Source organism: Sorangium sp. So ce124 (assembly GCF_051525235.1).
GTDB classification, from domain to species: Bacteria; Myxococcota_A; Polyangia; order Polyangiales; family Polyangiaceae; genus Sorangium; species Sorangium atrum.
Genome location: NZ_CP150312.1, coordinates 4,472,632 through 4,491,951, shown reverse-complemented (window position 1 = coordinate 4,491,951; position 19,320 = coordinate 4,472,632). Strand labels below are relative to the sequence as shown.

Sequence of the window (19,320 nt, the reverse complement as noted above, 5' to 3'; positions counted from 1 at the left end):
CCTCATCTCCATTGAAGTCCCCTGTTGTTCTCGAGGCGCACGCGCCGGGTCTCCTTCACGTGGCGCCCGCACAGGTCGTTGCCGACCCGCCCGTCGGTCCCAGGGATGAGCTGCTGGTCGGCGTCCACCATCCAGTGGGACCCGTAGTTCATGCAGCACGTCGTCCGGCGCGGCGTCCGGTAATCGAAGTAGCCGCACTTGTGCGGCATCCCGAAGGCGTGCGTGAGCTCGTGGACGATGGTGTGGAGCGTGCCTTGCTCGTAGCCGCGCCGGGGCTGCGCCGCCTCGGGATCCCACCACGCCCTGTGATGGGTGAAGAGGATGGTCCTGCCGGCGAAGTACCTCGCCGGCCCGACGTCGATCGTGGGGCTCATGCCGGCGACATAGGCGGCCCCTGAGCCCCGCACGTCGGCCTCGGCGCTCGCGGGGATGCCGTAGCCCGGAGGCTCCCACGCCCCTTCCCTGCGGCGGGCCCGCGGGAAGAAGAAGAGGCGCCTCTCGTACGCGTGCGCCAGGGACCCGTCGCCCGCCGTGAACTGGCTCTGGATGTCGTGCGGCGCCAGCCAGAGGCGGGTCCGCGGCGGGTCGTCGAGGATGGCCGCGCTCGCGACCGAGAAGCTGATCTGCCAGTTTTCCCAGCGAAACGTGATGTAGCTCGCGTCCGGGTGGGTGCCTGGGATCTCCACGTACTCGCTGCGCCGCTCGCCCTCGCCGCCGTCCAGGATCGTGACGCTCCCGGAGAAAAGCACCTCGCCCCGGACCTCGGGCACCGGGTGCGGCTCGAGCGCGGCGATCAGGCAGAACCAGCCAGGGTCCCCGGCGTGCTCGAAGTGCTCGCTCACGAAGCGCGAGGCCATGTCGCCGAGCGTCTCCGCGTCGAGCGCCAGGCGCTGCAGGTCCGGGATCACGCGCGCCTCGGCGAAATCGAGCTGGCTGAAGACCGGCTCGAAGTGCGCCGGCACCAGCTCCACGGGCAGCGGGGGTGCGCTCTGCATCCGGATGTACTCGACGTCGATCCGGCGCCAGAGCGTCATGATCCCGGTCTCGTCGCCGGCCGCCTCGGCGCCGCCGGCGGCGTCGAGCGCGGCGCTCACGATCAGGTTGTCTCCGGCGATATCGGTCATGTGGCGCCGGACCTTGCTCCTCCCCCCGACGATCGCCGTGCTCGCGCTGGTCTGCGTCACGTCGGACAGCGCGTAGCCCTCCAACTCTTCCCAGCCAGGCGCCCTGTCCTGCGTTCCCTCGTTGTCGCCTTCGACCGGCCCCACATAGTTCCCCGCGGCGTCGTAATCGTTCTCGTCGAGGGTGGGAGCCCAGTCCGGGTGCACCTCCGGCCGCTCATTCGAGGGATCGTCGGGATCGCGCGCGCTCCAGCGAATCCGGGCTCCTTCTGGCAGCTCGCCCTCGGAGCTCGTCACCTCGACGGTGATCTCGACGAGCTGCGTATTCTTTGCCCATTGCCCGTCGAGATCTCGATTGATGTAGACGCGTCCTCGGTTATCGAGGCTCTTGTAACCAGGCTTGTATCCAGCCGCCCGCGTCGTCCCCGGCGGCGCCGTGCTGTCGGGAAAGCCCGGCAGATACAGGCCCTTGATGTCGACAATACGGACCGAGATCATCGGGGCAGAGCATTGCAAATGCCGCGCTCAGCTCGGCCGCCTCCGGGCCTCTCATCCCCCGCGGCGCCTGCCCTCCGCTTGTCGCTTTCTCCCGGCGCGCGTTCGTGCGTAGACTCCGCGCCCTCATGAGCTTCGAGCCAGTTGCAGGTTTTCGCTTCGGCGCCGTCAGCGCCGGGATCCGGAAAGACGGGCGCATCGACGTCGCGCTCGCGGTGGCCGATCAGCCGGCGGTCGTGGCCGGCATGTTCACGCGGAATCTGGTGCGCGCGGCGCCCGTGGACATCGCCATGCAGCGCGTCCGGTCGGGGCGCGCTCGCGCCGTCGTCGCCAACAGCGGGTGTGCGAACGCCTGCACGGGCGAGGCAGGGTGGAAGGCGACGCTCGATACGACGCGCGCCGTCGCCGAGTCCATCGGCGCCTCGGAGGACGAGGTGCTCCCCGCCTCGACCGGCGTGATCGGCGCCGTCCTGCCCGCGCACCGGATCATCGAGCGTGTCCCCGAGCTGTCGGCGCGCCTGTCGCCGAAGGGCTACCTCGATTTCGCCCAGGCGATCTGCACGACGGACCGCTGGCCGAAGCTCGCGCAGCGCAAGCTCGGCGCCGGCGCGACGCTGCTCGGCATCGGCAAGGGCGCCGGGATGATCCACCCCGACGTGGGCCCGCCCCACGCGACGATGCTCGTCTTCCTGTTCACCGACGCCGTGCTCGACGCCGGCGAGGCGAGCGAGGCGCTGGCGGCCTCGTGCGACGTGACGTTCAACGCGTGCAGCGTCGACGGGGACACCAGCACCAACGACACGGTGCTCCTCTTGTCCTCCGGCGCGTCCCAGCGCCGCGTCTCGCGCGACGAGCTCTCGGCGGGCCTCACCGAGGTCTGCGGCGAGCTCGCGCGCTCGATGGTGGCCGACGGCGAGGGCAGCACGCACGTCGCCGAGATCCGCGTCCGCGGGCTCGCGACGCGCGACGGCGCGCGCGCCGTCGCGCGCACGGTGGCCACGTCGATGCTCGTGAAGACAGCGCTGTTCGGCAAGGACGCGAACTGGGGGCGGCTGCTCGCCGCCGCGGGCCGCGCCGGCGTCCCCTTCGACCCGCGCGAGGCCCAGATCCTCGTCGGCGGGATCCCGATCGTACGGAACGGCGCGCCGGTCGGGGCGGAAGCCGAGCTCAAGGCCAACGAGGTGCTCGCGCGCGACACCTACGTCATCGAGCTCGTGCTCGGCAGCGGCCCCGGCGACTTCGCGTACCTCACGAGCGATCTCGGACACGGCTACGTCGACGTGAACGCGGGGTACCGCTCCTGATCCTCACGGGGTGACCGGCCGGGCCGCTCGCAGGAGCGCCCCCGCGCCTTCGCCCTGACCGGAAGCGCCTGCTGCGGCATTCCACATCACTCCCGGGCCTCGAGCGCCGGCCGTCCCCCGCCTCGCCGCCGCGCGACCCCGCGGATCAGTGAACCTCGCGCGACGAGCGCAGGTGAACGCAGGTTCACAAGCGGGTTCACAAAATGAGCGCCTCGTCGGGCTTCCCGGCCCTCCTCTCCTGCCGCCCCGTGGCACGCTGCGTGTTAGCGCGCGTCATGGTAGTCGTGCGGGAAGGCCGCGCCGGTGCCGGCCGCCGCTGGAGGACTTCGATGCTTCTTCATTCCCCCCTTGCGAAGATCCTGGGTCGAGGCGCGCTGTTCCTGATGATCGCCGCGACCGCGACGGGCTGCGGCGGCTGTGGCGACGCGTCGCTCCAGTGCGACCCCGATGGCGACAACTGTTTCCTCTGCGACGGCTACGGGTGTCGCCCCGTGGAGCCGGACGTCGACACCAGCAGCGGCGGTCGGGGCGGCGCGGGTCCGGCAGACCCGGGTCAGGGCGGCGGGGGCGCGGGCGGCGCGGGCGGCGCGGGCGGCGCGGAGAGCGAGTGCGACGCGGAGCTCACCACGTGTCCCTGCGAGGGCGACGGCGCGTGCGAGGACGGCACGCGGTGCGTCGACGGGCTCTGCATCGCGGCGTGCGAGTTCAGCTACGAGTGCGGCGACGGCAGGGTGTGCGTGAACGGCGAGTGCGCCGATGGCTGCTCCAACGCCGCGCCCTGCGCGGAGCCCGGCACGCGCTGCGACCGCGGGGTCTGCGTCCCCGACCCCGCGAACCCCGCGTGCAGCGACGCGGCCCCGTGCGAGGGCGGCGCGGTCTGCGTCGACGGCGCCTGCACCACCGGCTGCGCGACGCACGCGGACTGCGCGCCCGGCGAGGTGTGCAATGCGGCCACCGGCGCGTGCATGGATGACCCCTCTCCTCAGCCCGGCTGCGGCGCCAAGGCCTGCGCGGCGCAGGGCCAGGAGTGCATGGATGACGGCTACTGCCACTACCCGTGCGAGAACACGCGGGCCTGCCAGCTCATCGACAGCCGCTTCGTCGGCTGCGACGACGGGTTCTGCAAGACGCGGGAGGAGGTCGCGCCGGAGTGCTCGCTCGACGAGCCTTGCCCCGACGGCGAGAGCTGCATCTCGGGCAAGTGCCTCTGATCCGCCGCACACCTTGACCGTCCGTCACGCGGCAGGTAATCGGCTCCAATGGTCGCCCGCTCTCCTGTCCATCGGTCCGCGCATCGGTCCGCGCCGCTCCTCGTCCGGATCGCCCGCGCCGCCGCCGTGTCGCTCGCCCTCGCCGTGCCGAGCGTCGCCGCCGCCGAGACCCGGATCGCCGTCGTCGACGTGCAGCACGCCGTCATGCAGACGGAGGACGGCATCCGGGCGCAGGCCACGCTGAAGAAGCTCTTCGACCGGCGGCAGCAGGAGCTCGACGCGAAGCAGACCGAGCTCCAGCGGGCGCGCGAGGACATCGAGAAGCAGTCGCGCGTGCTCTCGCGCGAGTCGCTCCAGAAGCGGATGGAGGACTGGCAGCGCCAGATGGTCGAGCTCCAGACCGTGTTCGTCGACTACAACAAGGAGCTCCAGAAGAAGCAGGGCGAGCTCACCGGGCCCATCCTCAAGAAGATGATGCTCATCGTCGGCAGGATCGCGAAGAAGTCGAGCTACGAGATCATCTTCGACAAGCAAGCGGCCCCGTACGTCCGCGCCGATCTCGACCTGACGGAGCAGGTCATCCAGCTCTACAACACCGGCGGCGGCGAGGACGACGCCGGCGGCGACAAGGCAGAGAAGAAGGACGACGCGAAGTAGCGCGCCGCCCGCGCGCTCCACACCGCGGAAAGGAGCCGGCCTTGCCTGACCGAACCCAAGCGCCCGTCACGCTCGACATCCATCAGATCCTGTCGATCCTGCCGCACCGTTACCCCCTCGTGATGGTCGACCGGGTGACGGAGATCACCGCCAACAAGTGCATCCGCGGCTACAAGTGCGTCGCTTACAACGAGCCCTGGTTCCAGGGGCACTTCCCCCAGCGGCCGATCATGCCCGGGGTGCTGATCCTGGAGTCGCTCACGCAGCTCGGCGGCATCCTCGCCTACGCGTCGGATCCGTTCGACGCCACGTCGAACCTCATGTTCTTCCTTGGCATCGACAAGGCGAAGTTCCGCCACACCGTGACGCCCGGCGACCGGCTCGATCTCTACGCCGAGGTGCTGCACCACCGCTCGAACGTCTGGAAGCTGCGCGGCGAGGCGAGCGTCGACGGGACGCTCTGCGCCGAGGGAGAGATGCTCGCTTCCATCGTCGATCGCGAGCCCTGACCGAGGAGGGAGATCTCGTCATGAGGCCCAGTCCATCGCCGTCGTTCGCCCGTGTCCTCGCGGCCCTCTGCGCCTCGCTCGCCCTCTCGCTCGCGGGCGGCTGCGGCGGCGCCGCGCCCCTCGCGCCCCCGGCGCCCGAGACGGGCGGCGGCCTGATCGGCTCGGCGGCGCCCGAGCTCGCGGCCGAGGTCGTGAGCGGCGAGGGGCCGTCCACGCTCAAGGACGCGCGCGGCAAGGTGGTGATCGTCGATTTCTGGGCGACCTACTGCCGCCCCTGCAGGAAGTCGTTCCCCAAGTACCAGGCGCTCCTCGACCGCTTCGGCGGCGATCTCGCCGTGCTCGCCGTCTCCCTCGACGCGCCCGAGGACGTCTCGACGGAGCAGCTCACGGCGTTCGCGGACGAGGCGGGGGTGAGGTTCAAGATCCTCTGGGACAAGGACCAGAGCGCGGAGAAGGCGTACAAGCCGCGGAGGATGCCGACCGCGTTCGTCGTCGATCGGGGCGGCGTCGTGCGCCATATCCACGCGGGCTACGAGGATGGCGAGGAGGACAAGATCTCCCGGGAGATCGAGGCGCTCCTCGGCCCGGGGGCCGCTCCGCCGCCCGCCGACGGCGGCCGCCAATCCCCTTGAGGCTCCCGAGGAGGCGACGCTCGTCTTGACGACCCCCACCCTGATCCGGCGCGTCTCGGTCGAGGCGCTCGACATCCCGCTGCACGAGCCGTTCGGCATCGCCGGCGGCGCGCAGGAGCGCGCGGCGAACCTCCTCGTCACCGTGGAGCTCGCCGACGGGACGCTCGGCTTCGGCGAGGCGGCGCCGCTGCCCGCCTTCAACGGCGAGACGCAGGACGGGTCGCGCGCGGCCGCCCTCTCCCTGCGCGAGGCCGTGGTCGGCTCGGACGCGCGCGCGTGGCGCGCCGTCGCGCGCGCGCTCCACACGGCGGCCGGGGGCGGCGCAGGCGCGGCGCGCTGCGCGATCGAGACCGCGATCCTCGACGCGCTGACGAAGCGCGCCGGCATGCCGCTCTGGGCCTTCTTCGGCGGCTCCGGGACGGCGCTCACGACCGACATCACCATCACCACCGGCTCGCCGGAGCGCGCGGAGGAGGCCGCGCGGCGCGCCTCGGGCATGGGATTCCGCACGCTCAAGGTGAAGGTCGGCGGCCGCCTCGCCGCGTCGGATCCGGCGCGCATCGAGGCGATCCACGCGGCCGCGCCCGGGGCGTCGCTGATCCTCGACGGCAACGGCGGGCTCACGGCGGGCGAGGCGCTCGCGCTCGTCGCGCACGCGCGCCGGCTCGGCGCGGACGTCGCGCTGCTGGAGCAGCCGGTGCCTCGGGACGACTGGGACGGCATGAAGGAGGTCACGCGGCGCGCCGGCGTCGACGTGGCCGCCGACGAGAGCGCCGCCTCCGCGGAGGACGTCCTCCGCGTCGCGGCGGAGCGCGCGGCGACCGTGGTCAACATCAAGCTGATGAAGGGCGGCATCGCCGAGGCGCTCGACATCGCGGCGGTCGCCCGCGCCGCGGGGCTCGGGCTCATGATCGGCGGGATGGTCGAGTCGGTGCTCGCGATGACGGCGTCGGCGTGCTTCGCCGCCGGCCTCGGCGGGTTCTCGTTCGTCGATCTCGACACGCCGATGTTCCTCGCCGAGAACCCGTTCGACGGCGGCTTCCTCCAGCGAGGCCCGGCGCTCTCCCTCGAGGGGATCCGCGCCGGCCACGGCGTCACCCCGGAGCGCCGCGATCCAGGGGCGGGCTAGCTGTCGCGTCGCCGACGGCGCCGATCCACGCCGGTATGCCCAGCTGATCGAACGGGCCTCGCAGGTCGTCGGGCAGCGGCGCGGCGAGGCGCAGCGGCGCGCCCGTCTCGGGGTGGGCGACGGCGAGCTCGGCCGCGTGGAGCGCGAGGCGGTGCAGCGCATAGCGCTCGCGGAACAGGCGGTTGTGCTCGCCCTTGCCGTAGTTCACGTCGCCGATGATCGGGTGGCTGATGTGCTTGAGGTGCCTCCGCACCTGGTGCAGGCGGCCCGTGCGCGGGCGCGCCTCGACGACGGCGTAGCGCTCGAGCGCGTGGAGGCGCTCGAAGTCGGTGACGGCCGGGACGCGCGGGCCCCCTTCGCGCCGCGGGATCGGGTGATCGATGCACCCGCGCTCGGGGGGAACGCCGCGGACGAGCGCCAGGTAGCGCTTCCGCGCGAGGCCCTGCTCGAACTGCGCGCCGAGCAGCGCCGCGGCGGCGGAGTCGAGCGCGACGAGCAGCACGCCGCTCGTCGCCCGGTCGAGGCGGTGGACCGGATAGACCTTCCGGCCCAGCGCGCGCTCGGCGAGGTCGACGAACACGACCGGCGCGCTGCCCCAGCCGCGGTGCACGAGCAGCCCGGACGGCTTCGCGAAGGCCGCGACGCGATCGTCCAGGTGCAGCAGGGAGAGCTGCATCGCGGCCCCGCTCATCCGGTCCCGAGCGCGAGGTACCGCGCGAGCCGCTGGTAGAGGGCGGCCGCGAGATCCGCGTCGTGCTCGCAGACCTCGGCGAAATCGTCCTTGCGGATCCGGATGAGCCGCGTGCGCGCCGCGGCCACGGGCAGATCGCCCTTGCGCCGCGCGCCCACGAGCGACTCGGGGAAGAGCAGCCCGGAGGACCCGACGCGCCGCCCGTCCGGCAGGTTCACGGCGCCGTCGAGCACCAGGTAAGCGACCAGATCGCTGGCGACGTCGCGCGGGATCCGATCCCCCGCGCAGAGCTCCACCTCGACGCCGGCCGCGAGCGCCCCGAGCACCGCCGCGGGGCTCATGCCGGCGAGGAGCGGGCACGCGGAGAGCACCGACAGATCGCGCGAGGACGGGCCGGCGTCGTCCGCGCGCTTCACGAAGCGCTCCTTGATGTCGATGACGATCACGCTCGCGTTGTCGTGGCCCCCCCGCTCGCGCGCGTGGCCGAGGAGGCCGGCGGCGACCTCCTCGGGCCCGCCCTTCGAGCAGAAGCGGGAGAGCGCCGCCTCGCTGTCGACCGCGTTGTGCACCCCGTCGGTGCAGAGGACGATGCGGTCGCCGCGCGAGAGATCGACGAACACGGTGTCGACCGCGACGGTGCCCGCGAGCCCGATCGCGTTCACGAGCGGGTTCCGTTGCGGCTTCCTGGCCGGGGTCGGGTTGCCGGCCGCGCGGAGCGTATCGTAGAGGGCGTGGTCCTGGGTGAGCTGGACGGTGGTCGTCGGGCGAACCAGGTACGCGCGGCTGTCGCCCGCGTGGGCGAAGAACGCCCGGCTGTGCGCGAGCACGACGAAATCGAGCGTCGTGCCCATCCCCTGGTAGCTCGGCTCCGTGCGGCGCGCCTCCAGGATGGCCGCGTGCGCGGCCTCGCCCACGCGCCGGAGCAGCGCGAACACCTCGCGCCGCGCCTCGATGTTCGGGTCGGCCACGTACGCGTCGAGGATGTCGGCGGCTGGCGGGCGGAGCACCTCGGCGCGCACCGTGTCGACGGCGATCTGAGCCGCGACCTCGCCCGCGGCGTGGCCGCCCATCCCGTCGGCGATGCCGAAGAGGGCGAGCTCGGGGCAACAGAGGATCCGGTCCTCATTGCTCGGGCGGACGAGGCCGACATCGGTCGATGCGGCGAACTCGATGCGATAGTCGAAGCGTGGGAGGATCCGGGACACCGCGACCAGGATAGACACCGTGCGGGCGGCGTCAAAATGGCGCGGCTGTCGACGACCGCGCGACGGCTCCGCGACGGCTCCGCGCCCGCTCGCCTGCGCCCGCCGGCGCTCGCCCCTGCCCCCGCCGCGAGCGCGCGCCACGTCGCCGCCCGCTGCCCCCCTCGCGCGGCGGCGCGCAGCGCGTCGTCGCCCTGGCCCGCCGACGCGGGCCGGCGCGCCCTGCGCACCGGCCGCGGCGAGGCCGTGCCTCCGGCGGACACACCAGCGTGCAACGCGCACGGATCCACGGTTGGCCCGACTCTCGCGTCTTCGGGGAGCATGCAACTCATCGAGGTGGACGTCGGGCGCTTTCGGCTCGAATTGGGCGGAGGGCTCGGGCTGGAGGTCATCGTCCTGTTCAGCCGCTCGGTGGCCTTCTGGCGCTGGGGTGGCGAGCTCGTTGCGGAGGTCAGCGTCGGCGTGAGCTGAGCCGGACAGCCGTCGTCTCGACCTGAGCCCCGCCGGCCACAGCAGATTCGGGGCGCGCAGCGAAAGAGCCCCAGACGAAAAATTCCGGTAGGATTCGGCTCGACCGCATGAGGCCTCGCCGCTGTCTGACATCCACCACGCTCGCTCCTGCCGCGGCTCTGCCGGAGGCCTGCGCAGCGACTCCGCCGTTCACGCTCGAGCTCGGCGGTCCGACGCGGACTGCGGGGCGCGCGACCTCGCGCCGCTCGTGGAGCGCGCGATGACGGTAGAACCGCGGATCGACGTCGCCACGATGCGGCGCGCCCTGTCCACCGCCGAGGCGGTGATGGCGCTGAACCCTCCCGAGTCGCCGATGAGCGAGGGGTACCGGCTGTTCCGGGTGTCGGGCGGTGACGTCGCGTGGCTGGACCTGCCCGCGAACAGCGGCGCGTATGCCGTCTTCGGCTCGCACCCGCGCTGCGACATGAAGTTCGCGTCGGGCGACGACGTCTGCGTGCGCCACCTGGTCGCCACCTGCTGCAACCTCCCCGACGGCGCCTTCGGCCTGCGGCTCATGGATCTGCAGACCTCGATCCCCTTCTTCGTGGACGACGACGTGCCGCGGCGGTCGATCGTCGTCAGCGGCCCGCTGCTCGTGCGCATCGGCAAGCACGTGGTCGGCGGGCTCCCGGTCGGGCCGCGCGCCTCGTCGAGGGCGCTGGAGGTGAGCTCGTGCGGGATGAGCGAGCCGCCGCGCGGGATCGAGAGCATCGCGGGCAAGGCCGTCAGCGAGGGCGCCGCGCCGCCGGCGGCGACCGAGGGCATCACGACCAGCCATCGCTTCGCCCGCGGAGAGATCTCTCACATCACGTCGGTGCGCCCCGTCTCGCACATCGAGGAGATGGTGGCTCCGCGCGCGAAGAGCGGGTACGTGCGGCTCACGCTGCAATCGAGCGAGCGCAGCGCCGCGGTCGAGCTGCCCCAGCAAGCGCTCGACGACGGCGTGCTCCTCGGGCGCGCCGACAACTGCCTGGACCGCGGCCTGCGCGCCGTCCTGAGCACGCACATCTCGCGGACCCACCTGCTGCTCCTGCGGGACGGCACGGAGATCATGGCCCTCGATCTCTGCTCGACGAACGGGACGAGGTTCGCGGGCCAGAAGGTCCGCCGCGTGATGGTGCCCGCCGAGGGCCTCGCGCTCACGCTCGGCCCCGAGCTCACCCTGATCTGGCACCCGCAGATCTGACACGCCGGCCGCGCCTCGCGGCCGCTGGCGCGCCCTCGCGGCGCGCTATGCGCTACGCGCTACGCGCTACGCCAGAAGCTGGCGCGCGATGACGAGGCGCTGGATCTGGCTCGTGCCCTCGTAGATCTGGAGGACCTTCGCGTCGCGCATCATCTTCTCGACGGGGTACTCCTTCACGTAGCCGTTGCCGCCGAACACCTGCACGGCGTCCACGGCCGTCTGCATGGCGCTGTCGGCGCCGTAGGCCTTCGCGAAGCTCGAGACGATCGGGTCGCGCACCCCGTGATCGAGGTTCCACGCGGCCTTCTGGTAGAGCAGGCGCGTGCCCTCGACGCGGATCGCCATCTCCGCGAGCATCCACTGGATGAGCTGGTGGCTGCCGATCGGCTGGCCGAAGGTCTTGCGCTCCTTGGCGTAGGCCACGCACTCGTCGACGCAGCGCCGCATCAGGCCCGTCGCGGCCGCGCCGATGTCCGGGCGGGTCTGGTTGAAGGTCTCCATGGCGAGCTTGAAGCCCTGCCCCTCGGGCGCGAGCAGGTTCGCCTTCGGCACCTTCACATCGTCGAGGAACACCTGGGCGGTGTCGCTCGCGCGCTGGCCGAGCTTGTCCTCCTTCTTGCCGACGCGGAGGCCGGGCGTGTCGCGGTCGACGATGAACGCCGCGATCCCCTTGTGCCGCAGCTCCGGGTTCGACGTCGCGAAGATCACGTAGTAGCGCGCGTAGCTCGCGTTCGTGATCCAGCACTTCTGCCCGTTCAGCACGTAGTCGTCCCCGTGCTTCGTGAAGCGGGTCTTGAGGCCCGCGACGTCGCTGCCCGCGTCCGGCTCGCTCGTGCAGTAGCTCGCCATGATCGGCTCGGCGGTGAGCATGCCGAGGTACTTCTTCTTCTGCTCCTCGCTGCCGGCGAGCTTGATGGGGGTGAGCGCGAGGCCGTTCGCCAGGAAGCTCGTCTGGATCCCGGTACACCCGTACGAGAGCTCCTCGGCGAGGAGGGCGTTCTCGAGCTCGCCCATCCCCGGGCCGCCGTACTCGGCCGGGCAGGTCGGGTTGACGAGCCCGATGTTCCAGCCCTCCACGAAGACATCCATCGGGAAGTACGATTTCTGATCGCACTCGGCCGCGATCGGGAGGATGCGCTCCTTCGTGAAGCGACGCGCCGTATCGATGAGAGCCTTGTGCTCTTCGCTCACAGAGAAATCGACCACCTTGTGACCTCCGGCTCGTGGGGCGGGGACGGCGCTCACCGAGCCCGCCAGCTACGCGGGACGAGGGCCTGCGCCCCCGTCACTGCTTCATTCTGCGCTTACGTCGCTCTAGCTCGGCCCGCACGGCGCGGCTGCCCAGGATGTAGCCGACGATCAGCCCGAGCATCAGCACCACGGGGATGTAGAGCGCGTGCTGCGGGGTCATCTCCCCCAGGTTCGGCATCAGCTCGCCCCCTGGCCTGCTCCAGACCGCGCCTTCTGCACGGCGGCCTCCAGCGCGTCGATGCGCCGGTCGATCTGCTTCTGCCGGCGCCAGGAGAGGAAGACCAGCGCGAACAGGATGAGCCAGATCGCGGCGTACGCCTCGACCAGCAGCTTCTCTCCGCTCTGCATGTCGTTCCCCCCCTGGACGGGGCGGAACGCCTGCGACCGGTCGTCCGACGCGGTGCTCGTCGGCTGCTGCAACGCCGCATGGGAGAACAAGGAATGATGGGAATTCACGTTGTCAGTCCTCTCCGATGCCGGCTTCGAGGGCCTCTTGCTCGATCTCCGCGAGCCGCGCGGACGCGAGATCGACGCGGTAGCGCGCCCACACGAGCGCGAGGGTGAGCAGGGTGAACGAGAGGAAGCCGAAGCCGAGCGCCATCTTCATGTCGGGGTGCCCGAGGCCGCCGCCTTTGCCCGTGATGACCGTGGGGTGGTTACCGCCCCACATCTTCACCGAATAATGGATGATCGGCAGGTTGGCCGCGCCGAGGACGCCCAGGGCCGCCGCGAACTTGCGCTCGGCGTCGCTGTCGCCGGTGAAGGCGCGGAGCACGACGTAAGCGATGTAGATAAGCACGCTGAGCAGCGACGTCGTGAGGCGCGGATCCCACGTCCAGTACACGCCCCACGCCTTGGCGGCCCACAGCGGACCGGTGACGAGGACGATCAGCCCCATCGCCACGGCGACCTCGGCGCCGGCCTTTGCCAGCGAATCCCAGCGCTGGGTGCCGCGCGCGAGGTAGCCGGCGGAGCCGATGAAGCAGACGGTCGCGCCGATGTACATCGCGTACCCGGCGGGGGCGTGGAAGTAGAAGATCTTCTGCACGATCCCCATCGTGGCCTCGGTCGGCACGACGTAGGCCACGAAGTGGAGAGTGCCGATGATGGCGAGGGCCGACGCCGCGAGCAGGACGTAAAACGCGATGCTGGCGCCCGCGGAGGCCCCGCTCGCCGCGCGCCGCGCCGCATCACCGTTCGCTGCCAAAGCCACCTTGTGCGGCGCCTGCTCGACGTTGACGTTGGCTCCCATGCTGTCCGCGCACCGTACTGCCAAGGACGGTCGCGTTCAAGCCGGGGTGACGCGGAGCCGAGCGACGCAGCGCGTGCCTCAGCGCGGCCGCCCCCTCGCTCAGGTGCCGTCCGGCGCGATGGCGTCCCAGCCGGTCGCCTTCGCGAGCCGCGACATCGCCATGTCGAGATCCATCGTCGCGTTCAGCTGGTTAAATCGGTTCGTGGCATATGCCTTGGCTGGATCGATGAGATCCTTGTCCGTCATCGTCCCGACGTCGATTCCTTGCTGCACCATCACGAGCCAGCGCTTCCCGTACTTGGTCGCCTTGCTGTAGGCGTCGAGCCGCTTCTGGGCCTCCACGACCTCGGCATAGGCGGTCTCGACCTCGGTCGCGACCCCGCCCATGGCGAAGCGCTGCGTCGCCGCCATCTCCTCGAGCTGCGCCTCGGCGGCGCGGATGCGCGCCGCTTGCGGCAAGAGGTCGAGCTTCCACTGCAGCGCGAGCGCCGCGCTGTAGTGGAAGAAGTTGCCGGGGTCGTTGGTGAACGGGTTCAGCTGATCCGCGACCTCCGGGGCGGCGCTCACCCCGACCTGCACGGCGATGCCGATGTCGGGGAACAGCTGCGCGCGCGCGAGCCGCACCTGCGCGGACCTCGCGTCGAAGCCCGCGCGCGCCTGCGCGAGCTCCGGCCGGTACAGGCGCGCCGCGGTCAGGTAACGGGTGACGTGGCCGAGCCGGTGCTTCGGCGGGCGGATCGGGAGGTCGGGGATGTCGAGATCCGCGACGCCCGTGTAGAAACGCAGCCCCGCCAGCGCGACCGAGACGTATTTGTCGGCCTCGGCCCCGCGCGCCTCGAGCTCGGCCCCGAAGGTCTGCAGCTTGAGCAGCTCGATGGGATCGCCCTCCTCGCGCTCGACCTGCTCCTCCAGGCGCCGGAGCGCCTTGTCCATCTCGGCCCTCACGTCCACGAGCAGGCTGCGCGAGTCGCGCGCGAGCTGGAGGCCGAAGTAGGCCTTGCGGACGTCGAGCCGCACCGCGTCCCGCTCCTTCTCGACGCTCGCCTGGTTCACCCGGACGTTCGCCTCGGCGGCGTCCCAGAGGTTCGTGATCTTCCCGAACGTCCAGAGCGGGATGACGCCGTCGATGTTCACGCGCCAGCCGACCCCGAGGCTCGAGGTGAGCGAGACGTCGGTGTTCGGGCTGAAGACGTTGTTCCCGCGGACGGTCGGCGCGAGCGCGACGCCGCCCGTCAGCTTGAACTGCGAGAACGGGGCGTACCGGGCCTCGTCGAGCTGCGCGCGGACCTGGTCGAGCTTCGCGCGGGCGACGGCGACGTTCGGGTGATTGCGGTCGGCGAGCGCGAGGACACCGGGGAGATCGTGGACCACCGCCGCCCGCCGCCCGGGAGCCCCGCCGGCGTCGGCGGCGGCAGCAGGGAGCGGCGCCAGCCGGACCGCGAGGGAAACGGCGGCGGCAGCAAGGGCAGCTCGTGCAGCGCGTCGGGCCATTTTCGGCGCAACGTAGCACGAGCCGGCCGCGCGCTTCTGCGACGTGCGCGCGCGACGTGCGCGCGCGCCGTGCGCCGACGTGTCCGCGCGTCAGCCCGCGCCGCCCTTGCCCGGGGCCGCCCCGTCGGTCTCCCCCTGCGCGGCCTCGTCTCCGCGCGAGGCGACCTTTTTCTTCAGCCTCCGGAAGTTCGAGCGATCCATCCCCGCCTGCCGCGCCGCCTCGCTGAGGTTGTTGCCCGTGCGCTCCAGCAGGCGCCCGACGTAGATCTGGTCGAACGCATCGACGGCGCGCTCCTTGGCCTCCGCGTAGGGGAGATCGCAGAGCTCGGCCGGCAAGACGAGCGCGTCCCTCGGAGGGCGAAGCGGCGGCCCGGAGCGCCCCGACACCGAGGGCGGCAGATCCGCGGGCAGGATCGCCTCGCCGCGCGCGGAGATCACGGCGTGCTCGATGGCGCTCTCGAGCTCGCGCGCGTTGCCCGGCCACGCGTGCTCGCGGAGCAGGCGCGCCGCCTCCGGGCCGATCCGCTTGACGTCGCGCCCGTGCCTGCGCGCGCAGCGGTTCAGGAAGTGGCTCGCGAGCAGCGCGACGTCCTCCCTGCGCCGCCGGAGCGGCGGCAGCTCGACGACGATGACGCCGAGGCGGTACGCGAGATCCTCCCGGAGCTGGCCTGAAGAGGCGAGCTCGCGGAGGCCTTCGCACGTCGACGCGATCACGCGCACGTCCACGCGGCGCGGCTCGCCCCCCGCCCTCGCGATCTCGCCGTGCGTGAGGACCCGGAGCAGCCTGGCCTGGGCCGCGAGCGGCAGCGCCGAGACCTCGTCGAGGAAGAGCGTGCCCTTGTCCGCCGCCTCGATCAGGCCCCCGCGGGCGCGGCCGTCCGGCGAGGCGTCGCCGCCTTCGCCGAAGAGCTCGTCCTCGGCCCGCGACGGCGGCAGCGCGCTGCAGTCGACGGCGACGAACGGCCGCGCGGCGCGCGGGCCGCGCCGGTGGACGGCGCGCGCGACGAGCTCCTTGCCCGTCCCGCGCTCGCCCACCAGCAGGAGGGGCGCGGCGACGGCCGCCACGCCGAGCGCCTTCCTGTAGGCGTCCTGCATCGCGGCGGAGCTCGTGATCACCTCGCCGAGCTGCTCGTGCTCGTCGACCCGCTCCTCGAGGGCCCGCGCGCGGCGCTCGAGCCGACCGCGCTCGATCGCGCGCTCGATCGTGATCGCGACCGCGGCCTCCGCGTCGACGGGCTTCGTCACGAACCCGTACGCGCCGGCGCGAACGGCCGCGATCGCGGCGTCGAGGTCGGCGTGGCCGGCCATCACCACGACCTCGACGTCGGGGTACGCGGCCCTGATCCGATCGAGCACCTCGGCGCCGCTCATGCGCGGCATGGCGAGGTCGAGCAGCACCGCCTCGACGCGGGTCGTCGCGAGCAGCCCGAGCGCCGCGGGGCCGTCCTCGGCGGTGAGGACGTCGAAGTCGCGCACGAGCGCGCGCGCCAGGCCGCGGCGCAGGGCGGGCTCGTCGTCGACGAGGAGGATACGGGCGCGATCTGCGGCGTTCACGAGGCGGAGCGGCGAGCGGGGCTAGAGCGGCTTGCGTGAGGGGAAGGGCGGGAGGTCGGTGCCCCGGCGCGTCTGCGGCTCCTTCGGCTCCTCCGCAGCCGTGTGCGCCGCGTGCGTCGCGGCGAAGGCCGGATCGCTCGAGCGCCGGAGCTTCCCTGGCGGGGGTGAGGACTGCGGCTCGCCGCTCGCCGTCGGCGTGTAGATGTGGCCGTGCTGCTGGAAGACGCAGATCCGGTTGCCGCCCTCGCGCTTCGCCTGGTTGAGCGCGCTCTCCGCGGCGCGGATCAGCGCGTCCTTGGAGCGGACGTCGCGCGAGGGGTAGAGCGAGACGCCGATCGAGACGCTGCACGGCCTCACCTCTCCGCCGAACTCGACCGGGTTGCCGGAGGCCTCGCGCCAGATCCGCTCGGCCACCGTCAGCGACCCGGCGAAGTGGGTGCTCGGCAGGACGATGAGGAACTCCTCGCCGCCGTACCGCGCGACCACGTCCACCTCCCGGACGGAGCGGCGGATCCCATCGGCCACGCGCCGGATCACGGCGTCGCCGAGCGTGCGCCCCCCGGTCTCGTTCATCGCCTTCAGCCGATCGATGTCGACGAGCACGCAGGCGAACGGCTCGTGGTAGCGCTCCGCGCGCTTGAACTCCTCGTTGAGGCGCGTGAAGAGGTAACGGTAGTTGTAGAGCCCCGTCATCTCGTCGTGGATGGAGAGCTGCTCCAGGTAGGCGCGCTGCGCCGCGACCTGGTCGTGCAGCCGCTTGATCCGGAGCATCGCCCCGACCCGCGCGAGGAGCTCTTCCTCCTCGAACGGCTTGCAGACGTAGTCGTCGGCGCCGATCTTGAGCCCCTCGACCCGGTTCGCCGTGTCGCTCTTCACGGTGACCAGCACGACGGGGAGGAACGACTCCGACGTCATGCTCTTGAGCAGCCTGCACGCCTCGAGGCCGGTGAGCCGGGGCATCACGATGTCGAGGAGCACGAGATCGACCCCTCCCCGCCCGATCAGCTCGATCGCCTCCTGGCCGTCGTCGACCGCCTCGACCTGGAAGCCCGCCTTCTGAAGGATGCTCGCCAGCATCTGGCGCGCGAGGCGGTCGTCGTCCGCAACGACGATCCTGGCCGGTCGACCGCTCGGGAGCTCGATCGGCGCGGAGAGCGAAGCGCTTCGGAGTTCGTCGCTGTTCGGCACCGGCACATCCTCCCTTCAGCCGGGGCCGGGCGCAACGAGATCGCGCTGCGGTGGACGCCGCCTCGCCGTTGGTCGCGCGCGATCGCGCGCGGTGGGGCCGCCGATCGCAGGAGTTGCTTGGGCAGGTTGCCCGTGCATCGCCGATCTCGCGCGGGCTGCCGTCGCGCTGGTTTCGCGGTAAGGACCCGGCATGACTCAGGCGCGGTTCTGGAAGCTCGCGGCGCTCGCGCTGGCCTTCACGCTCGGCGTGATCCTGTGGGGCGCGTTCGTGCGCGCGACCGGCTCGGGGGCCGGCTGCGGCAGCCACTGGCCGACGTGCAACGGCGACGTCATCCCGCGCTCTCCGAGCGCGGCGACCTTCATCGAGTTCACGCACCGGGCCACCTCGGGCATCGCGTTCCTGCTCGTCGCGCTGCAGCTCGTCTGGGCCTTCGTCGCTTATCCGTCGGGCCACCCGGTGCGCGGCGGCGCGGCCGCGTCGATGCTGTTCATGATCACCGAGGCGGCGGTCGGCGCCGGGATCGTCCTGCTCGAGTACGTCGCGCACGACGCGTCGGCGGCGCGCGCGCTCTGGATGGCCGTGCACCTCATCAACACGTTCCTGCTGGTGGGCGCCATGACCTGCACCCTCTACTGGGCGCGCGGGGGCCGGCGCGTGCGCTTGCGCGGCCAGGGGGTGACGGGCGCGCTGCTCGGCGCCGGGCTCGCAGGCGTCCTCGCGGTGGGTGTGACCGGGGCCATCGCCGCGCTCGGGGACACGCTCTTCGCCGCGGGCTCGCTCCGCGAGGGGCTGGCGCAGGATTTCTCGCCCGCGGCGCATTTCCTGCTGCAGCTGCGCGTGCTGCACCCGACGGTGGCGGCGGCCGTGGCCGTCTACCTCCTCTTCGCCCGCGGCGCCGTCGCTGCCCGGCGCCCCTCGCCCGAGGTCGCGCGGCTCTCGGCGGCGACCGGAGCGCTCGTGCTGCTGCAGATCGGCGCGGGGCTCCTCAACCTCTTGTTGCTCGCGCCGGTGTGGATGCAGCTCGTCCACCTGCTGCTCGCCGATCTCCTGTGGATGGTCCTCGTCACGTTCGCCGCGGCGGCGATGGGCGAGCCGGCCTCGGCGGCGGACGCGGGTCCGCCCGGGGAGAAGGCCCGGCGGGAGGCCGTCGCCATCTAGTTGCCCCTCTGGCGGCGAGCTCGGCCCGGACCCCGGCCGCGGCCAGCCGGAACGCTAGAGATCCGAGCTCTCGTCGCTCCCGGGCTCCTGCGAGATCGTGCGGCGCTCCGAGCGCTTGCGCGATCCCTCGGCCGGCGCCGCGGCGCGCTGCTCGGGGACGGACGGGGGGAAGTCGACCTGGAGCACCATCCCTTGATCGGTCTCGAGCACGCGGTAAGCCGCGTCCGTCTGGGTGCGCAGGTCGATCACCATGTCGAGATCGTTGCCCTGGCCGACGAGCTGCACCTGGGTCACCGGGGTCGCGAAGAACGACGTCACGAGCGGGAAGCGGTTCGTCTGGATCGCCCCTGCGCCCTTCAGCCGGTAGACGAGGCGTCCGGCGGCCTTCGACTCGGCGACGTCGACCTTGCCGCCGTGGATCTGCACGAACACGCGCGAGCCGCCGGCCGGGAGCATGCGGAAGCCGGGGAAGGTGGCGACCGGCCGCCCGGCGAGGCTCGCCTGCGCGTCCTTCTTGGGCTTGCGCGCGCGCCCGGGGCGCTTCGGCGCGCCGGCGCTGCCGCCGCGCGGCTTGTTGACCGCCGGCTTCTGCGGGGCGGCGGCCTTCTCCGGCGCCGCGGCGGCCTTCGGGGCCGGCTGGGCGGTGGCGCCCTGCCCGAGGGCGAGCGACGAGGCGAGGCCGAGGGCGAGCAGAAGGCTCAGCGAGAGGTGCCTGGAAGGTCGCATTCTATCAGTACAGCACGACCGCCTGGCCCAGCAAAGACGGCAGCACGTTAAG

At 72.1% G+C, this 19,320-nt stretch carries 20 protein-coding genes; 9 read left to right on the top strand and 11 right to left on the bottom strand.

What is annotated here, in order from left to right; all coding sequences use genetic code 11:
* Positions 1-2: 2 nt before the first annotated feature.
* Positions 3-1,619, bottom strand: coding sequence for a hypothetical protein (locus WMF19_RS16960; RefSeq protein WP_437900066.1), 1,617 nt, complete (start codon positions 1,617-1,619; stop codon positions 3-5).
* Positions 1,620-1,744: 125 nt separating this feature from the next.
* On the opposite strand from WMF19_RS16960, the gene argJ reads away from it, so the two are divergent.
* The 6 genes from argJ to WMF19_RS16930 all read left to right on the top strand — a co-directional run bounded on the left by argJ (position 1,745) and on the right by WMF19_RS16930 (position 7,058).
* Entirely contained in the window at positions 1,745-2,920 is a 1,176-nt protein-coding gene (gene argJ, locus WMF19_RS16955; RefSeq protein ID WP_437329634.1) for a bifunctional glutamate N-acetyltransferase/amino-acid acetyltransferase ArgJ, read from the top strand.
* 329 nt (positions 2,921-3,249) lie between these two features.
* Positions 3,250-4,131, top strand: a complete 882-nt coding sequence (locus WMF19_RS16950) for a hypothetical protein (RefSeq protein ID WP_437900065.1) — start codon at positions 3,250-3,252, stop codon at positions 4,129-4,131.
* Between the two features lie 48 nt (positions 4,132-4,179).
* Complete coding sequence (locus WMF19_RS16945; protein WP_437329632.1) at positions 4,180-4,788, top strand: OmpH family outer membrane protein; 609 nt, start codon at positions 4,180-4,182, stop codon at positions 4,786-4,788.
* A 41-nt stretch (positions 4,789-4,829) separates the two neighbouring features.
* Positions 4,830-5,297: a 3-hydroxyacyl-ACP dehydratase FabZ gene (gene fabZ / locus WMF19_RS16940; protein ID WP_272098066.1), complete on the top strand. Its 468-nt coding sequence runs from the start codon at positions 4,830-4,832 to the stop codon at positions 5,295-5,297.
* Between the two features lie 20 nt (positions 5,298-5,317).
* A complete protein-coding gene (locus tag WMF19_RS16935) occupies positions 5,318-5,929 on the top strand; it encodes a TlpA family protein disulfide reductase (RefSeq protein ID WP_437900064.1) in 612 nt (203 codons plus the stop codon).
* 25 nt (positions 5,930-5,954) lie between these two features.
* Positions 5,955-7,058: a dipeptide epimerase gene (locus tag WMF19_RS16930; RefSeq protein ID WP_437900063.1), complete on the top strand. Its 1,104-nt coding sequence runs from the start codon at positions 5,955-5,957 to the stop codon at positions 7,056-7,058.
* Here WMF19_RS16930 and WMF19_RS16925 read toward each other — a convergent pair.
* Positions 7,024-7,734, bottom strand: coding sequence for a pseudouridine synthase (locus WMF19_RS16925; RefSeq protein ID WP_437900062.1), 711 nt, complete (start codon positions 7,732-7,734; stop codon positions 7,024-7,026). The two genes, WMF19_RS16930 and WMF19_RS16925, sit on opposite strands and share 35 nt — an antisense overlap.
* A gap of 11 nt (positions 7,735-7,745) precedes the next feature.
* Positions 7,746-8,972 (bottom strand): protein phosphatase 2C domain-containing protein, encoded by a 1,227-nt coding sequence (locus tag WMF19_RS16920; RefSeq protein WP_272098062.1) that lies wholly within the window; start codon positions 8,970-8,972, stop codon positions 7,746-7,748.
* A 300-nt stretch (positions 8,973-9,272) separates the two neighbouring features.
* Between WMF19_RS16920 and WMF19_RS16915 the strand changes: the two genes are divergently transcribed.
* Both WMF19_RS16915 and WMF19_RS16910 read left to right on the top strand, forming a co-directional pair.
* The gene (locus tag WMF19_RS16915) at positions 9,273-9,422 is read left to right on the top strand and encodes a hypothetical protein (RefSeq protein WP_272098061.1); all 150 of its coding nucleotides are present in this window, start codon (positions 9,273-9,275) and stop codon (positions 9,420-9,422) included.
* A 259-nt stretch (positions 9,423-9,681) separates the two neighbouring features.
* Entirely contained in the window at positions 9,682-10,647 is a 966-nt protein-coding gene (locus WMF19_RS16910) for an FHA domain-containing protein (protein WP_272098060.1), read from the top strand.
* Positions 10,648-10,713: 66 nt separating this feature from the next.
* Here WMF19_RS16910 and WMF19_RS16905 read toward each other — a convergent pair whose 3' ends face one another.
* From WMF19_RS16905 to WMF19_RS16875, 7 genes are all read right to left on the bottom strand, one after another.
* Positions 10,714-11,853 carry an acyl-CoA dehydrogenase family protein gene (locus WMF19_RS16905; RefSeq protein ID WP_437329627.1) on the bottom strand — a complete coding sequence of 380 codons (1,140 nt, stop codon included), beginning with the start codon at positions 11,851-11,853 and terminating at the stop codon, positions 10,714-10,716.
* A 79-nt stretch (positions 11,854-11,932) separates the two neighbouring features.
* A complete protein-coding gene (locus WMF19_RS16900; protein WP_272098058.1) occupies positions 11,933-12,076 on the bottom strand; it encodes a hypothetical protein in 144 nt (47 codons plus the stop codon).
* Complete coding sequence (locus WMF19_RS16895) at positions 12,076-12,354, bottom strand: CcmD family protein (protein ID WP_437329626.1); 279 nt, start codon at positions 12,352-12,354, stop codon at positions 12,076-12,078. The genes WMF19_RS16900 and WMF19_RS16895 overlap by 1 nt, the downstream gene beginning before the upstream one ends.
* 4 nt (positions 12,355-12,358) lie before the next feature.
* Entirely contained in the window at positions 12,359-13,150 is a 792-nt protein-coding gene (locus WMF19_RS16890; RefSeq protein ID WP_437329625.1) for a cytochrome c biogenesis protein, read from the bottom strand.
* Between the two features lie 99 nt (positions 13,151-13,249).
* Positions 13,250-14,641, bottom strand: coding sequence for a TolC family protein (locus tag WMF19_RS16885; RefSeq protein ID WP_437900061.1), 1,392 nt, complete (start codon positions 14,639-14,641; stop codon positions 13,250-13,252).
* A gap of 90 nt (positions 14,642-14,731) precedes the next feature.
* Complete coding sequence (locus WMF19_RS16880) at positions 14,732-16,195, bottom strand: sigma-54-dependent transcriptional regulator (protein ID WP_437900060.1); 1,464 nt, start codon at positions 16,193-16,195, stop codon at positions 14,732-14,734.
* Between the two features lie 21 nt (positions 16,196-16,216).
* Positions 16,217-17,383: a diguanylate cyclase gene (locus WMF19_RS16875; RefSeq protein ID WP_437900059.1), complete on the bottom strand. Its 1,167-nt coding sequence runs from the start codon at positions 17,381-17,383 to the stop codon at positions 16,217-16,219.
* A gap of 190 nt (positions 17,384-17,573) precedes the next feature.
* Between WMF19_RS16875 and WMF19_RS16870 the strand changes: the two genes are divergently transcribed.
* Positions 17,574-18,542 (top strand): COX15/CtaA family protein, encoded by a 969-nt coding sequence (locus WMF19_RS16870; protein ID WP_437329621.1) that lies wholly within the window; start codon positions 17,574-17,576, stop codon positions 18,540-18,542.
* A 54-nt stretch (positions 18,543-18,596) separates the two neighbouring features.
* Here the strand turns inward: WMF19_RS16870 and WMF19_RS16865 are convergent, their stop codons facing one another.
* The gene (locus tag WMF19_RS16865; RefSeq protein WP_437900058.1) at positions 18,597-19,268 is read right to left on the bottom strand and encodes an AMIN domain-containing protein; all 672 of its coding nucleotides are present in this window, start codon (positions 19,266-19,268) and stop codon (positions 18,597-18,599) included.
* Between the last annotated feature and the right edge of the window lie 52 nt (positions 19,269-19,320).

Bases quoted from the DNA above. Each gene is read 5' to 3' on its own strand.
- WMF19_RS16960 (WP_437900066.1), bottom strand. From the start codon at position 1,619: ATGATCTCGGTCCGTATTGTCGACATCAAGGGCCTGTATCTGCCGGGC.
- argJ (WP_437329634.1), top strand. From the start codon at position 1,745: ATGAGCTTCGAGCCAGTTGCAGGTTTTCGCTTCGGCGCCGTCAGCGCC.
- WMF19_RS16950 (WP_437900065.1), top strand. From the start codon at position 3,250: ATGCTTCTTCATTCCCCCCTTGCGAAGATCCTGGGTCGAGGCGCGCTG.
- WMF19_RS16945 (WP_437329632.1), top strand. From the start codon at position 4,180: ATGGTCGCCCGCTCTCCTGTCCATCGGTCCGCGCATCGGTCCGCGCCG.
- WMF19_RS16935 (WP_437900064.1), top strand. From the start codon at position 5,318: ATGAGGCCCAGTCCATCGCCGTCGTTCGCCCGTGTCCTCGCGGCCCTC.
- WMF19_RS16925 (WP_437900062.1), bottom strand. From the start codon at position 7,734: ATGCAGCTCTCCCTGCTGCACCTGGACGATCGCGTCGCGGCCTTCGCG.
- WMF19_RS16915 (WP_272098061.1), top strand. From the start codon at position 9,273: ATGCAACTCATCGAGGTGGACGTCGGGCGCTTTCGGCTCGAATTGGGC.
- WMF19_RS16910 (WP_272098060.1), top strand. From the start codon at position 9,682: ATGACGGTAGAACCGCGGATCGACGTCGCCACGATGCGGCGCGCCCTG.
- WMF19_RS16900 (WP_272098058.1), bottom strand. From the start codon at position 12,076: ATGCCGAACCTGGGGGAGATGACCCCGCAGCACGCGCTCTACATCCCC.
- WMF19_RS16890 (WP_437329625.1), bottom strand. From the start codon at position 13,150: ATGGGAGCCAACGTCAACGTCGAGCAGGCGCCGCACAAGGTGGCTTTG.
- WMF19_RS16885 (WP_437900061.1), bottom strand. From the start codon at position 14,641: ATGGCCCGACGCGCTGCACGAGCTGCCCTTGCTGCCGCCGCCGTTTCC.
- WMF19_RS16870 (WP_437329621.1), top strand. From the start codon at position 17,574: ATGACTCAGGCGCGGTTCTGGAAGCTCGCGGCGCTCGCGCTGGCCTTC.
- WMF19_RS16865 (WP_437900058.1), bottom strand. From the start codon at position 19,268: ATGCGACCTTCCAGGCACCTCTCGCTGAGCCTTCTGCTCGCCCTCGGC.